This is a genomic window from Vibrio sp. V43_P6S15P86 (genome assembly GCF_009904725.1).
In the GTDB taxonomy this organism is placed as follows: Bacteria; Pseudomonadota; Gammaproteobacteria; order Enterobacterales; family Vibrionaceae; genus Vibrio; species Vibrio diabolicus.
In genome coordinates this window covers 39,514-54,505 of record NZ_WXWT01000358.1, presented here as the reverse complement: position 1 = coordinate 54,505, position 14,992 = coordinate 39,514, and the positions used below count along the sequence as shown (strand labels likewise).

The 14,992-nt window shown below is 44.9% G+C and carries 15 protein-coding genes; 1 reads left to right on the top strand and 14 read right to left on the bottom strand.

Annotated features, from left to right (window positions below; translation table 11 throughout):
* From lpxB to rpsB, 14 genes are all read right to left on the bottom strand, one after another.
* Positions 1-508, bottom strand: a 508-nt coding sequence (lpxB, locus tag CAG69_RS16325) for a lipid-A-disaccharide synthase (RefSeq protein WP_161445164.1), incomplete at its 3' end; no start/stop codon positions are given.
* Between the two features lie 119 nt (positions 509-627).
* Positions 628-1,416: an acyl-ACP--UDP-N-acetylglucosamine O-acyltransferase gene (lpxA, locus tag CAG69_RS16320; RefSeq protein ID WP_005380357.1), complete on the bottom strand. Its 789-nt coding sequence runs from the start codon at positions 1,414-1,416 to the stop codon at positions 628-630.
* A 1-nt stretch (position 1,417) separates the two neighbouring features.
* Positions 1,418-1,870 (bottom strand): 3-hydroxyacyl-ACP dehydratase FabZ, encoded by a 453-nt coding sequence (gene fabZ, locus CAG69_RS16315; protein ID WP_005380349.1) that lies wholly within the window; start codon positions 1,868-1,870, stop codon positions 1,418-1,420.
* A gap of 232 nt (positions 1,871-2,102) precedes the next feature.
* Positions 2,103-3,134: a UDP-3-O-(3-hydroxymyristoyl)glucosamine N-acyltransferase gene (lpxD, locus tag CAG69_RS16310; protein ID WP_065645509.1), complete on the bottom strand. Its 1,032-nt coding sequence runs from the start codon at positions 3,132-3,134 to the stop codon at positions 2,103-2,105.
* 6 nt (positions 3,135-3,140) lie between these two features.
* Entirely contained in the window at positions 3,141-3,650 is a 510-nt protein-coding gene (locus tag CAG69_RS16305) for an OmpH family outer membrane protein (protein WP_005391804.1), read from the bottom strand.
* A gap of 13 nt (positions 3,651-3,663) precedes the next feature.
* Complete coding sequence (bamA, locus tag CAG69_RS16300; RefSeq protein WP_161445162.1) at positions 3,664-6,078, bottom strand: outer membrane protein assembly factor BamA; 2,415 nt, start codon at positions 6,076-6,078, stop codon at positions 3,664-3,666.
* Between the two features lie 44 nt (positions 6,079-6,122).
* Positions 6,123-7,481: a sigma E protease regulator RseP gene (rseP, locus tag CAG69_RS16295; protein ID WP_124008424.1), complete on the bottom strand. Its 1,359-nt coding sequence runs from the start codon at positions 7,479-7,481 to the stop codon at positions 6,123-6,125.
* On the bottom strand, positions 7,481-8,686 hold the full coding sequence (ispC, locus tag CAG69_RS16290) for a 1-deoxy-D-xylulose-5-phosphate reductoisomerase (protein WP_161445160.1): 1,206 nt from the start codon (positions 8,684-8,686) through the stop codon (positions 7,481-7,483). The genes rseP and ispC overlap by 1 nt, the downstream gene beginning before the upstream one ends.
* A 50-nt stretch (positions 8,687-8,736) precedes the next feature.
* A complete protein-coding gene (locus CAG69_RS16285) occupies positions 8,737-9,579 on the bottom strand; it encodes a phosphatidate cytidylyltransferase (RefSeq protein ID WP_161445158.1) in 843 nt (280 codons plus the stop codon).
* 12 nt (positions 9,580-9,591) lie between these two features.
* On the bottom strand, positions 9,592-10,347 hold the full coding sequence (locus CAG69_RS16280; RefSeq protein WP_161445156.1) for an isoprenyl transferase: 756 nt from the start codon (positions 10,345-10,347) through the stop codon (positions 9,592-9,594).
* A gap of 96 nt (positions 10,348-10,443) precedes the next feature.
* Entirely contained in the window at positions 10,444-11,001 is a 558-nt protein-coding gene (gene frr, locus CAG69_RS16275; protein WP_005380330.1) for a ribosome recycling factor, read from the bottom strand.
* 99 nt (positions 11,002-11,100) lie between these two features.
* Entirely contained in the window at positions 11,101-11,826 is a 726-nt protein-coding gene (gene pyrH, locus CAG69_RS16270) for a UMP kinase (protein ID WP_005380329.1), read from the bottom strand.
* Between the two features lie 147 nt (positions 11,827-11,973).
* On the bottom strand, positions 11,974-12,819 hold the full coding sequence (gene tsf, locus CAG69_RS16265; protein ID WP_012841502.1) for a translation elongation factor Ts: 846 nt from the start codon (positions 12,817-12,819) through the stop codon (positions 11,974-11,976).
* 132 nt (positions 12,820-12,951) lie between these two features.
* Entirely contained in the window at positions 12,952-13,680 is a 729-nt protein-coding gene (gene rpsB / locus CAG69_RS16260) for a 30S ribosomal protein S2 (RefSeq protein WP_012841501.1), read from the bottom strand.
* A 384-nt stretch (positions 13,681-14,064) separates the two neighbouring features.
* Between rpsB and map the strand changes: the two genes are divergently transcribed.
* Positions 14,065-14,943, top strand: a complete 879-nt coding sequence (gene map / locus CAG69_RS16255; protein ID WP_161445154.1) for a type I methionyl aminopeptidase — start codon at positions 14,065-14,067, stop codon at positions 14,941-14,943.
* The last annotated feature ends 49 nt before the right edge of the window (positions 14,944-14,992 follow it).

Genomic DNA, 14,992 nt, shown 5'->3' with positions numbered 1-14,992 from the left:
TGGCATCAGCCAAGGTATGACCAATGAACTCGCAAGGTACATTAAATTTGTCGTAGAACGCTTTCTCAAACGGAAGAAATGCTAGCACCAAGTTCGTTGCCGCTTCTATTTTAAAGATGCGCTTCTGACGCCAAGCCCAAACAGACGGACTCACGTAATGAACGGTTTTAATGCCCGCTTGCTTGAGGTCAAGCTCTAGGCGTAAGTTAAAGTCAGGAGCATCGATCCCGATGAAAACATCAGGCGGATTCTGAGTAAAATACTGAACGAGTTCAGCTTTCACTTTAAGAAGTCTCGGTAAACGGCCTAAAACCTCGACTAACCCCATCACCGCAAGCTCTTCCATATCAAACAGAGACTCGCAACCTTGGGCTATCATTTTCGGACCGCCAATACCTACGAACTCTGCGTCTGGATATTGCTGCTTTACTGCTTTGATAAAGCCTTCACCTAGCGTATCGCCAGACAATTCTCCGGCAATGATGCCAATACGTAATGGTCTTTCCATATCTACTTCGCTATTTTTCCTGTGCGCTATGGATAACGGTTTGCCTTATCCATAAAACACAAAAAGATCGTAACCTCAAATTCGGTCACGATCTTTTTATTTATTGCTTCATTCGCCAATTAACGAATAATGCCACGTTCCGTCGTTTCCAGAATATCTGAGAAACGCTTCACAGCCGGCCACTCTTGAGCCATTTCAGCCAGAATAGGCTTCACTTCTTCTAGCGTCTTACCTGAACGATAGATTTCTTTATACGCTTTTTGCAGCGCACGAATCTCTGGTTTCTCAAAGCCGTTACGCTTCAAGCCAACAAGGTTCAAGCCGAAAGGAGTCGCGTGGTTGCCTTGCGCGAGTACGTAAGCAGGGACATCTTGCACCACTGCTGAGCAGCCGCCAATGTACGCGTAAGCGCCCACTGTACAAAACGGGTGAATCGCAGACAGTGCCATCACACCAGCATAATCATCAACAGTAACGTGACCACCAAGAATCGAGTTATTACCGATATGAGTGTGGTTACCAATAACAACATCATGCGCAACGTGTGCATTCACACACAATAAGTTATCATCACCAATGATCGTGGTTGCTTTGTCCTGCACTGTGCCGCGGTGAACTTGGACCGCTTCACGAATGACGTTACGATCACCGATAACCACAGTTGTGTCTTCACCACCGTATTTTTTGTCTTGGTTTTCTTCGCCAATGACAGCATGCGGGAAAATACGGTTATCTTTGCCAATAGTCGTGTGACCTTTGATCACAACGTGAGACATCACTTCTGTGCCTTCACCAATTTCAACCGTAGAGGTGATGTACGTAAAAGGACCTACTGTTACGTTAGCACCAATTTTGGCGCCCTCTTCTACCACCGCTGCCGGGTGGATTTTAGCGGTTTCATGAATCATATTAAAACTCTCGACGAGCACACTTCAGTTCTGCAGAACATACCACTTCGCCGTCAACTTTTGCTACACCGCTAAATGCAGCAATGCCGCGACGTTCTTTCAGAAATTCTACCTCAATAACCAATTGGTCGCCCGGAACCACTGGTTTACGGAATTTCGCGCCGTCTACGCTTGCAAAGTAGTACAGTTCATTTTCTGTTGGTGCACCAAATGATTTAAATGCAAGTAAGCCTGTTGCCTGAGCCATTGCTTCTAAAATCAAAACACCTGGGAATACTGGTAGTTGAGGAAAGTGACCTGTGAACTGAGGTTCGTTAACCGACACGTTTTTAATCGCGTGAAGATACTTTTCTTCTTGGAAGTCTATCACTCGGTCGATCAATAAGAATGGGTAGCGATGAGGTAGTAGCTCTTGAATTTCAGAGATGTTCATCGTTTTCTTTTCAGTAGTCAAAGTCGTCTTCCTATATCAATTTTTTGCCGCCAAGATGGCAAACGTGGCAACAGGTCGTAAAGCCGAATCGCTTTGCAATATACTAGCAAAATACGCACCATCTTGGAGTTAAATCTACTTAGAGCGCGTCATTATAGAAGAAAAAGACCCGCATTTCGCGAGTCTTCGTACAGAATATGGAACTAGAGCCTGTTAGCTTTCACGTTAAATACAGAGCGAAAGATAACTTGTTCTAAATTTCTTCTTTCTGTTCCAGCTGTTTTTCAACCGCTTTCAGGCGCTTATTCATCTCATCAATACGGTGAACTCGAGTTGCAGTTTTACGCCACTCTCTGTTCGTTTGTAGTGGAATACCTGATGAGTAAAGGCCTTTTTCTTCGATACTGCGCATTACCATGCCCATACCTGTAATCGCCACACCATCTGCGATAGTGATATGGCCATTCAGAACAGACGCGCCGCCAATCTGGCAGTACTTACCAATTTTTGTACTGCCCGCGACAATAGTACCACCAGGCATCACGGTACCATATCCGATCTGCACGTTGTGCGCGATTTGAAGTTGGTTATCCAGAATGACATTGTCTTCAATGATAGTATCTTCGAGTGCACCGCGGTCAATCGTAGTACAAGCACCAATCTCAACGCGGTTACCGATACGCACTGAACCAAGCTGAGGAATTTTAATCCACTCGCCTTTGTCATTCGCATAACCGAAGCCATCAGAGCCAATGACGGTGCCCGATTGAACAAGACAGTCATCACCCAATGACACTTCATGATAGATAGTGACATTAGCCCAAAGCTTGGTGTTATTCCCTAGCTTGGCGTTCTTACCGATAAAACAACCAGCGCCAACGCTTACGTTGTCGCCGAGTTCCACGCCCGTTTCAATCACGGCGTTAGCGCCGATTGTAACATTCTCACCCATCTTAACGTCAGCGGCAATCACAGCACTTGGTGCAATATCGTCTGCCGGTTTTGGTGTGGTATCCATCGCTTGGACCACACGAGCAAATGCGACATAAGGGTCCGAAACCACTAGCGCGTTTCCAACGCATTGCTCTTTATGCTCAGCCTTTACCATAACAACGGTAGCTTGGCACTCAGAAAGGTGTTTTGCGTATTTTGGGTTAGACAAGAAGGTTACATCACCTTCTTGTGCTTTATCCATTGGGGCAACACGGCTTACAACGAGAGACTCGTCACCAAACAGCTCACCCCCGGTAATTGTCGCCAATTCGGCTAATGTTAATGTCTTCATAACTTCTTATTTTAGAGCTTTAATTACGTCTTCAGAGATATTGTATTCTGGCTTGCCGTACTGCAAAGCAGAGATATCAATCACAAGATCGTAACCATTTTTGTCTGCGACTTTCTTAACTGCATCTTGAATCGTTTTGAAAAGCTTCGCTTTTTCTTCAGCTTCACGACGCGCACTTGCTTTTTCAAGTGCTTGTGCTTTCACTTTGTACTCGCTGTCTAGCTTCGCGATATCGATACGTAGCTTTTCAACTTCGTCTTGACCCAAAAGCTCGCCGTCACGTTGTAGCTTTTCGATCTTTGTTTTAGCTTGGGCTTGGATTGACTTCAGTTCATCAGCTTTGCTTTTGAAGTCTTTCTGCATTTTTTGTAGTACAACTTCACGTTGAGGAAGAGCTTGGAAAACTTGAGCTGTATTTACGTAAGCAATTTTCTGTGCAGCTTCTGCCGCATTTGCAAACATTGAAGAGCTCAGTACAAGAAGGCCAATCCCAGCCGCTTTGATCATTTTATTCAAAATATTTTCCTCTTTAGAAAGTTCTACCGATAGTGAATGTGAAGAACTCTTCATCATCGCCATCAAATTTCTTAATTGGTTTCGCTAGTGAGAAGACTAGTGGCCCCATTGGAGACATCCACTGCAACGCCGCACCGTAAGAAGAGCGGTAGTTGGTTGGATCTGAGTAATCGTAGTAGTAACGGTCACCATATTCCGCACCTGAATCGCGGTAGTCAAACTCCGTATCCCAAACACTTGCCATATCAAAGAAGATACTGGTACGAATTTGGTTTTGTACTTCTTCTGATGCAAATGGTGTTGGGACAATCAACTCAACACTTGCTAGCGCTACGGCGTTACCACCAACAGAGTCATCTGTTGCTGTATCTGCGCCATTGTTTGAACCAGATGTATCACGGTAAACCGCTTTAGGACCAACAGAGTTTGAGCCAAAGCCACGAAGCGATGTAAAGCCACCTGCGTAGTAGTTTTCGTAGAATGGGAACAAGTTATCGTTACCATCTGTTTGACCGTAACCATTACCGTAACCTAAGCGGCCACGGAACAAGAGGGTAAACTCGTGCTTTTTAGTCAATGGCACATACTGACGGACATCGTACTGCATTTTGAAGTATTGAACGTCAGAGCCAGGTACGGTCATTTTATAGAATGCACGCTGATGGTTACCTGCCGTAGGGAAGTAGCCACGGTTTAAGTTATTACGTGTCCAAGAGATATTGAAATCGAAGTCGTTCGTGTTCAATGCCCCACTTGAATCTATATTATCTTTTTGCGCTTCTAAGAACTGCTCTACCTGCAAGTAAGGCGATAAGTTACCGATCTTGTTGTGCGTATAACCGACACCGAATTCAAAACGGTTCAACTCATCGAATGGGAAGCCCCACGTTAAGCTCGTGCCATAGCTTTCGTTGGTATAGTCAACGATATTGGCTTCTTTCGCTTCAAATTCGTTATAGAAGACCTTACCACCCAAGCTTACACCGTCTAAGTTCCAGTACGGGTCTCGGTAATCTAGACTGATGTTTTTCTGGTAGTCATTCATCATCGCGTTGATACCAACACGGTTACCGCTACCAATAAAGTTATCTTGTTGCAGGCCAACCTGGAAGCTCACACCCGATTCTGTACCGTAGCCAACACCGAAGTTAACGCTACCAGAGTTCGCTTCTTTGACAGAGTAAACTAGGTCAACTTGATCATCACTACCAGGAACTCGAACCGTCTGTACTTCAACATTTTCAAAGTAGCCCAAACGATTTAGACGAGTTTTACCCGTTTCAATCGATTTCGAGTTCAACCAACTGCCTTCCATCTGACGCATTTCACGACGAAGGACTTCATCTTTGGTTGAGTTGTTACCCGTGAAGCGGATATCACGTACGTAAATACGGTTACCTGGATCGACGTTAACGACCAAAGAAACTTCTTGATTCTCGTCGTCAAACTCAGGAATGGTATTCACTTGTGGATAAGCGTAGCCGGACTCACCAAGCACACGTTTAATACCCTCTTCCATTGAAGTGACCAACGAGCCGTTGTATGTCTCATTGTCTTCAAATGGCACAAGTCTTTCGAACGTCGCTTCCTCACCGATCAAGTCACCACGGAACTTCACGTCCTTAACGGTGTAAACCTCGCCCTCTTCTAAGCCAAGAGTAATGTATACCCCTTTCTTGTCAGGAGAAATTGCAACTTGTGTCGAATCAACGTTAAATTTTAAGTAACCGCGGTCCAGATAGAATGATTTGAGCGCTTCAATATCACCTGCAAGCACTTGTTTTTGGTACTTTTCGTCAGACAGGAAATTCCACCACGGCACATCAACATTCAAGTTAAAACGAGAAAGAAGGTCCTCATCGCTGAAAACTTCATTGCCGATAAAATTGATTTGCTGAATTTTTGCCGACACGCCTTCAGTAAAGACAAACTTTAGGTCAGAACGGTTACGTGGCAGTGGAGTCACCACAGCTTTTACTGTGGCGTTGTATTTACCTACGCTGTAGTAAAAGTCTTCTAAGCCTTTTTCAATGTTGCTTAGCGTGGTGCGGTCAAGCGCTTCGCCTTCACGAACACCAGATGCGTTCAGGTTTTCTTGTAGCTGCTCGTCCTTGATTGCTTTGTTACCAGAAAATGAGATGCTGGCAATGGTAGGACGCTCTTTGACTTGAACCATCAGAACGCCGCCGTCACGTAACACTTTCACATCTTCAAAGTTACCAGATGCATACAGTGCACGGATAATCTCTGCAACATCGCCTTGGCCAATGGTATCACCGACACGTACAGGCATTTTCAACAACGCAGCACCCAGTGCTACACGCTGCAATCCATCGATTTCAATATCTTGAACTACGAAGTTCTCTGCTCCATTTGCAGATACACTGGTCGCCAGTAAACTTGCAAATAGAATTCGCTTAATCGCCATACTTGTTCTAATTATTCCTTGCTACTGCTTTTGTCTCTGAACTATCACAGACGAGTAAAATCATTAAATAGCGCTAACGCCATGAGCGAGAAGATGATCGCACCACCAATTCTAAAACCCATTTCCTGCACTCTCTCAGGAACGGGACGTCGAATGACTGCTTCAATTGCAAAAAACAACAAATGACCGCCATCCAACATTGGTAAAGGAACGAGATTAATAATACCTAGGTTAACACTAATTAGAGCGAGAAAACCTAAAAAGTAGACCAAGCCATAATCAGCCGTCGCGCCTGCGCCTTTGGCTATTGATATTGGACCACTCAGATTATTCAGACCAACGTCACCAACAATCAGTTTCTTAAGCATGCTGATTGTCAAGCCAATGACTTGGCCGGTTTTGTCTACCGCCTTACCTACTGACTCGAATACACCAAACTGAAGGTCGAAGCGATAACTTTCTGGCCATTCTGCGACTTTAGGTGCAATACCTGCAAAACCAACGACTTCTTTGTTAGCTAGCTCACGGCTACCAGGCGTCAGCGTTAATGTTTGCTCATAGCCCTGACGCAATACCGTTAATTCAATCGGTGTATCAGGATTAGAGCGAACCGCTTCAACAACCTGCTTCCACTCCGTGACGCGTTGTTCACCAATAGCGACAATCTCATCACCTGGAAGCACACCTGCTTTTTCCGCCGCTCCACCTTGCGAAACCTGTTCGATAACGCGATACACCTCCGGTGTATACGGCGCAAAACCTAAGGACTGCATCGCAGACTGAGTTTCAGGGTCGAACTCCCATTCGCGCAGATCGAGCGTTTTCGTTACTTCTGAACCAACTTCATTCGCTGACGTCAGTGTTACTGTCATCAAATCATCGCCAATATGAGAAATCAATCCCATATTTACCGATTCCCAATCCGGAGTTTTGATACCAGATATCGATTTAAGTTCCATTCCTGATTCAATTCCGGCTTCTGCGACGATCGAATTGGGCGTAACTTCACCAATTACTGGCTTAACTGCTGGGATACCAATAAGAAATACGAGCCAATAGGCGAAAATTGCGAAAAGGAAGTTAAAGATAGGGCCTGCCGCAACAATAGAGGTTCGCTTCCATAGCGGCTTCTTATCAAACGCTAAGTGCTTCTCATGTTCTGGCACCTCATCAACACGGCTATCAACCATTTTTACATAGCCGCCGAGAGGGATCATTGAGATGCTGTACTCCGTTCCGTCTTTGCCTACCTTACTCCAGATAGACTTACCGAAACCGATTGAAAACTTTTCAACTTTCACGCCGCAACGGCGAGCAACCCAAAAATGCCCAAACTCGTGCACAGCGACAAGAATGCCCAGTGCGACGATAAAAGAAATGAGATTCCACAATATACCAGTCATCAGATACGCTCGCGTATGGTTTCTAGGGCAATAGTTCGTGCCATTCTATCTAGCTCTAACAAGCTTTCCAAGCTATTCGCATTCTCAGCTTTGCAGCTTGCATTGATTTTATTCAACACAGACTCATTGATGCGAGCGATATCCGTAAAACCTAGGCTGTTATTTAAAAATGCATCAACAGCGACTTCATTCGCTGCATTCAGTGCCGTTGTTGCATGTTGACCTTCATAACAAGCGTCAATTGCTAGTTTTAGACATGGGTAACGAGCAAAATCAGGTTGCAAAAACGTCAATTCGCCAATTTGCGTGAAGTCTAGTGGCTTAACCCCAGCTGCAACCCTTGATGGGTATGACATAGTCAGTGCAATAGGGGTCGCCATATCCGGCTCACCCATTTGTGCCAAAACCGAACCATCGCGGTATTGAACCATTGAATGAATAACAGACTGCGGATGAATAATAACCTTTAGCTGCTCGCGAGCCGCATTAAACAACCATTTAGCTTCGATATACTCCAGGCCTTTGTTCATCATCGTGGCTGAGTCAACGGAAATTTTTGGTCCCATCGACCAGTTTGGATGGGCGATCGCCTGTTCAGGAGTCACCTTTTCCAGTTCTGCGATGTCAGTGTAACGGAAAGGACCACCAGAACCAGTCAGCAAAATATGAGAAATGCCATGTTCTTGTAAATTACAACGACCTAAATTGGTTTGTACTTGCTGTGGTAAGCATTGGAAAATAGCATTGTGTTCACTATCGACGGGAAGTAGCTCCGCACCAAACTCTTCTACGGCATCAATAAATAACTGGCCTGACATGACCAATGCTTCTTTATTTGCCAACAATACTCGCTTACCAGCTTTCACAGCAGCCATGGTAGGCAGTAGACCAGCCGCTCCGACAATAGCGGCCATCACACTGTCAACTTCATCCAATGAAGCAATATGGCATAGAGCATCCACACCACCTAATACTTCGGTGTTTGGCGAAACCAAATGTAACTCAGATTGGAGTTGAACCGCTGCGGCTTTGTCCGCCATGACCGCGTATTTAGGTTGCCACTGACGACATAGCCCGATCATCTTTTCAACGTTGGTGCTTGCCGCTAAGGCAACGACAGAAAACAGCTCTGGGTTTTGTTCGACCACTTTAAGCGTGCTTGCACCAATGGATCCAGTAGCACCAAGAATCGTTAACTTTTGCATGTTGTAAGACCGTTAGAAAGCTCAGGAGCGACAATGCCGCTCCTGATAAATTAGAATACGTAGTAAAGAAGAGCAAAAACTGGGAATGCTGCGGTTAGGCTGTCAATACGATCGAGCACACCGCCATGTCCTGGGATAATGTTGCTGCTGTCTTTAATGCCTGAGACACGCTTGAACATACTTTCCACCAGATCGCCGAGCACTGATATAACAACAGTAACCAACGTAATCAACACCATATGTACAGGACTGGTGAACTGAATATCGAACCAACCAGCAAATGCCCACGCCACGATCAATGCCGTGATAATGCCGCCAATAAGCCCTTCAATGGTTTTATTCGGACTGACATGTGGCGCCATCTTGCGTTTGCCTAAGCTTTTGCCTGCAAAGTAAGCACCGCTATCTGCAGCCCATACCAAGAAACAAACGTATAACACGAGCTTTGCTCCGTGGTATGGATCTACCGTAATGTCATGAGCTCTAAGAATAACTACACTCCAAAGGAATGGAATTAATGTCAGAAAACCAAACACATGGCGTAAAACAAAATTATTTTGCCAAGATTTCGTCGTGTTGGGATAAGTAATCGCCATTAAGCTAGCAATAATCCACCAAACAAAACCAAGGCCCAGCACAACATAATGAGGCGTTGCTAAATGGTTGAGGCTATGTGCGTCAGGCGAAATATATAGAAAACTAAGTCCGGTAACAATGACTGCCGGAACGAGGGCAGCAAAGCGAGAGTTGCTTCCTGTAAATTGAGTCCACTCCCAAAAACCTAATAAGGTAATTGCAGTTAAAGCGGCAATAAAGCCCATTAGGGGTAATTTAAAAATGCCTAAAATAACCAGGGGAGCTAAAATTAGTGCTGTTATTATTCTCTGTTTCAAACTAACTAGTCCTTATTGAGCTGCCATCAATGCCTTTATTTGTTCACCTGTACAGCCAAAACGACGTTCTCGATTGATAAACCAAGTTACAGCTTCAACTAAGCTGTCTTCGTCGAATTCCGGCCAATACTCGGGTGTAAAGTACATTTCTGCATAAGCCATTTGCCACAACATAAAGTTGCTGATGCGACACTCTCCACTGGTACGAATCAAAAGATCCACTTCAGGTAAGTCTGCCATGGTCAAATGCTCAGTGATTAGCTGCTCATTGATATCCTCTACACGAATCTCACCGCTACGTGCTTTTAACGCTAACGTTTTGGCCGCTTCTGTGATGTCCCACTTACCGCCATAATTGGCTGCAATGTTGATCACCATCCCCGTGTTACCTGCCGTTAGATTTTCAGCTTCTACAATCTTCTTTTGTAGACGCTCACTAAATCGACTGGTATCACCGATCACGCGCAACCGTAAATTATTTTTGTGTAGTTTTTTTACTTCACTAGACAGGACCGTGATAAACAGTTCCATCAAAAGACCCACTTCTTCCTCCGGACGACGCCAGTTTTCACTACTAAAAGCAAATAGCGTCATGGCTTTAATGCCAAGCTTTGAAGCAGCAGCCACGGTCTTACGAACGGCATTAACGCCTTTTTTGTGACCAAATACGCGAGGTTTTCCTTTGGACTTAGCCCAACGGCCATTACCGTCCATAATGATGGCAATATGCTTAGGAAGGGAATCAGAGAAGGCTTGAGAATTTTGCATAGGGAGTTAATTGAGTTCCATCAGTTGGATAGACTAACATAAAAAAACGCTGAGCTGTGAGCACAGCGTTTTCCAACAGTGATGTGTGTGGGAGTATTAAACTTCCATCAACTCTTTTTCTTTTGCAGCAAGAACTTCATCGATCTTCTTAACTGCAACGTCAGTTAGTTTTTGAATTTCGTCTTGTGCTTTACGATCTTCATCTTCAGAGATTTCTTTATCTTTTAGAAGCGCTTTTAGATCGTTGTTTGCGTCACGACGGATGTTACGAACAGCAACACGACCACCTTCAGCTTCACCACGAACGATCTTAACTAGGTCTTTACGACGTTCTTCCGTTAGCGGTGGAAGTGGAACGCGGATGATAGTGCCAGCTGACATAGGGTTTAGACCAAGGTCAGACGTCATGATCGCTTTTTCTACTTTCGGCGTCAGCTCTTTATCGAAAACCGTGATTGCAAGTGTACGCGCATCTTCAGCAATAACGTTTGCTACTTGGTTTAGAGGTGTTGCTGCACCGTAGTATTCTACAGAAATACCAGATAGTAGGCTTGGGTGTGCACGACCTGTACGAATTTTAGAAAGGTTGTTCTTAAGCGCTTCAACGCTTTTATCCATGCGCTCTTGCGCGTCTTTTTTGATTTCGTTAATCACAGTTTCACCTTAAAAATGTCATCTTTCCTGAAGAAAGCCTAAAACGGTTGAGCAAAGCAAACGCCACCCTAACGCTTTGGGTGGCACCTTGGGACAAGCTTATTCGTTGATGAGCGTGCCTTCTGCTTCGCCCATAACCACGCGACGTAGTGCGCCTGGCTTGTTCATGTTAAATACGCGGATTGGCATTTTGTGGTCACGAGCTAGCGTAAACGCCGCCAAGTCCATCACTTTCAGCTCTTTATCCAGAACTTCTGCGTAAGATAGCTTATCATACAGCTCTGCGTCTGGGTTTGCTACAGGGTCAGCAGTAAATACACCATCAACTTTCGTCGCTTTTAGTACAACATCCGCTTCAATTTCAATACCACGTAGGCAAGCAGCAGAATCCGTTGTAAAGAACGGGTTACCCGTACCAGCAGAGAAGATGACAACACGGCCTTGGCGAAGCTCACGGATCGCATCAGCCCAATTATAGTCGTCACATACGCCTTTTAGAGGAATGGCAGACATAACGCGCGCATTCACGTATGCACGGTGAAGAGCATCGCGCATCGCTAGGCCATTCATTACTGTAGCAAGCATACCCATGTGGTCACCAACTACGCGGTTCATACCAGCTTCAGCAAGGCCTGCACCACGGAACAAGTTACCGCCACCGATAACTACACCAACCTGAACACCCAGTTCAACCAGTTCTTTAACTTCTTGTGCCATGCGATCAAGGACCGCAGGATCAATACCAAAACCGTCTTCACCTTGAAGAGCTTCACCACTCAGTTTTAATAGAATACGTTGATACGCTGGTTTAGGGTTCGTAGTCATGGAGTTTACCTTCCAAAGAGAGTTGTTGATTAACAGTCATGAATAGACACAAATTCAGTTATGGCTATTCATCACGGCTAATCGTTCACTGCTCATAAAAAGACCGCAGCCAAGGCTACGGTCTAATCTTTATACAGTCTCTAAGGATTAACCTTTTTGAGCTGCAGCAACTTCTTCAGCGAAGCTCATTTCTTCTTTCTTCTCGATACCTTCACCTACTTCTAGGCGAACGAATGTAGAAACTGAAGCGCCTTTTTCTTTCAGCATTTCACCTACAGTTTTCTTAGGTTCCATGATGAAAGCTTGACCTGTTAGAGAGATCTCGCCAGTGAATTTCTTCATGCGGCCAACAACCATCTTCTCAGCGATTTCAGCAGGCTTGCCTTCGTTCATTGCGATTTCAACTTGAACCGCTTTCTCTTTTTCTACTACGTCAGCTGGTACGTCTTCTGGGTTAACGAACTCAGGCTTAGAAGCAGCAACGTGCATTGCAACGTGCTTAAGAGTTTCTGCGTCGCCTTCACCAGCAACAACAACACCGATTTTCTCACCGTGACGGTAAGAAGCAATTGCAGTGCCTTGAACGTATTCTACGCGACGGATAGTGATGTTTTCACCGATTTTAGCTACAAGAGCTACACGTGCGTCTTCGAATTGTGCTTGTAGCTCTTCAACAGTCGCTTTTGAAGCTAGAGCTGCAGCTGCAACTTCTTCTGCGAATGCAGTGAAGTTACCGTCTTTAGCAACGAAGTCAGTTTGGCAGTTAACTTCAAGAAGAACAGCAACGCCGTTTTCTTCTTTGATGATGATTGCGCCTTCAGCTGCAACGTTACCAGCTTTCTTAGCTGCTTTCGCTGCGCCAGATTTACGCATGTTTTCAATTGCTAGTTCGATGTCAGCGTTTGCTTCTACAAGCGCTTTCTTACATTCCATCATGCCAGCGCCAGTACGCTCGCGAAGTTCTTTAACTAGAGCAGCAGTTACAGTTGCCATTCTGTATTCCTCGTTTGATTCGAAATAAGGTAAAAAACAGGGGCCTAACATTGTCGGCCCCCATTGCTAACTATAACTTAGTTTATGCTACACAAAGGTTTCACATAGACCAAGTGTGACACAGAGCCGCTATTATTCAGCTTCTACGAAACCGTCTTTTTCAGCAACTGCAGCTACGTCTTTGTTACGACCTTCAGATACTGCTGAAGCAGCAGCGTTCAGGTATAGCTGTACAGCGCGGATCGCGTCGTCGTTACCTGGGATTACGTAGTCAACGCCGTCTGGGTTAGAGTTAGTATCTACCACAGCGTATACTGGAATACCTAGGTTGTTAGCTTCTTTAATTGCAATATGTTCGTGATCAGCGTCGATTACGAATAGAGCGTCTGGTAGGCCGCCCATGTCTTTGATACCACCAAGAGATTTCTCTAGCTTCTCCATTTCGCGAGTACGCATTAGAGCTTCTTTCTTAGTTAGTTTGTCAAAAGTACCGTCTTGAGATTGAGTCTCTAGATCTTTTAGACGCTTGATAGACTGACGAACTGTTTTGTAGTTTGTAAGCATACCGCCTAACCAGCGGTTGTTTACGTAAAACTGGTTGCTTGCGATTGCAGCTTCTTTAACAGCTTCAGATGCAGCGCGCTTAGTACCTACGAATAGAACTTTACCTTTCTTCTCGCCAACTTTAGCTAGTTCAGCTAGAGCGTCGTTGAACATTGGTACAGTTTTTTCTAGGTTGATGATATGAACTTTGTTACGAGCGCCAAAGATGAATGGCTTCATTTTTGGGTTCCAGTAACGAGTCTGGTGACCGAAGTGAACACCAGCTTTTAGCATATCGCGCATTGATACAGTTGCCATTTTAAATTCCTCTATGGGGTTAGGCCTCCACATTCCCCATAACTCCGACCAAGCTTCTGCTCAGCACCCCGGAATATGTGACGGAATGTGTGTGATTTAAAGATAAAAGGTTATTCGGATGAAGCTTGCTTCGCCGCTTAGCTTTGCTAAACGAAGAGAACAATCCTCTATTCCGGCGCGCTTTATACCATATTTTAGCTCACTGTGGCTAGTAAAAATTATTTCTTCACCGTGCCACTTTCTCCTATTTATAAGCAAAACTTTAAACATACGATCGAATTAAGAATGATGCATATTCCTATCTAACTTGGGTTAACGCCCCGATGTCTGATAGAATGCGGCCATTCGCACGTTTACGTGCTTAGGAATAAGTAGAGAAAGCCAATGTCAATCAAGATTAAAACTGCTGAAGAAATAGAACGCATGCGCATTGCGGGCAAGCTGGCCGCAGAGATTCTAGAAATGATCGAACCTCACATCAAAGTTGGTGTGACGACAGAAGAGTTGAACAAAATCTGTCATGAGTACGCTCTAGAAAAAGGCGCATACTCTGCTCCGCTTGATTACCATGGTTTCCCTAAGTCGATTTGTACTTCAATCAACCATATCGTATGCCACGGTATTCCAGCAGAAAAAGACGAAATCGGTAGCAACGGTCAAATGAAGCCAGCGGTACTAAAAGATGGTGACATCTTAAACGTTGATATTACCGTAATCGTTCCAAATGACGAAAATGCGGACCTGAGCGTGCGTCCTCAAGGTTACCATGGTGACACTTCTAAGATGTTCCTAGTCGGTGATGTTTCACCTGCAAACAAACGTCTATGCATGGTTGCTCAAGAAGCACTGTATGTTGGTATGCGTACCGTAAAGCCAGGTTCAACAGTTGGTGACATCGGTACAGCTATCGAGAAATACATCAAAGAGAACAACAAAAACAACCCTCGCAACAAGTTTTCTATTGTGAAAGACTTCTGTGGCCACGGTATCGGCGATGAGTTCCATGAAGAACCACAAGTGGTTCATTACAAGAACAAAGACCGCCGCGTACTAAAAGAAGGCATGTGCTTTACTATTGAGCCGATGATTAACGCAGGTAAATTTGGTTGCTCTGTTGACGCTCAAGACGATTGGACCGTTTACACAGGCGACGGCAAGCACTCTGCTCAATGGGAACATACCATTGTTGTAACAAAAGAAGGTTGTGAAGTACTGACGCTTCGTAGCGACGATACGATTCCTCGCCTAATGAAAAACGCGTAAAGCTGACGACCACTCGTTGTTTACTATATCCCTGCTTCGGCGGGGATAT

Coding starts and splice junctions, on each gene's coding strand:
- ispC (WP_161445160.1), bottom strand. CDS start 8,686: ATGCAAAAGTTAACGATTCTTGGTGCTACTGGATCCATTGGTGCAAGC.
- bamA (WP_161445162.1), bottom strand. CDS start 6,078: ATGGCGATTAAGCGAATTCTATTTGCAAGTTTACTGGCGACCAGTGTA.
- lpxD (WP_065645509.1), bottom strand. CDS start 3,134: ATGAAGACATTAACATTAGCCGAATTGGCGACAATTACCGGGGGTGAG.
- CAG69_RS16280 (WP_161445156.1), bottom strand. CDS start 10,347: ATGCAAAATTCTCAAGCCTTCTCTGATTCCCTTCCTAAGCATATTGCC.
- rpsB (WP_012841501.1), bottom strand. CDS start 13,680: ATGGCAACTGTATCAATGCGCGATATGCTAAAAGCTGGTGTTCACTTC.
- lpxA (WP_005380357.1), bottom strand. CDS start 1,416: ATGATTCATGAAACCGCTAAAATCCACCCGGCAGCGGTGGTAGAAGAG.
- rseP (WP_124008424.1), bottom strand. CDS start 7,481: ATGACTGGTATATTGTGGAATCTCATTTCTTTTATCGTCGCACTGGGC.
- pyrH (WP_005380329.1), bottom strand. CDS start 11,826: ATGACTACGAACCCTAAACCAGCGTATCAACGTATTCTATTAAAACTG.
- tsf (WP_012841502.1), bottom strand. CDS start 12,819: ATGGCAACTGTAACTGCTGCTCTAGTTAAAGAACTTCGCGAGCGTACT.
- map (WP_161445154.1), top strand. CDS start 14,065: ATGTCAATCAAGATTAAAACTGCTGAAGAAATAGAACGCATGCGCATT.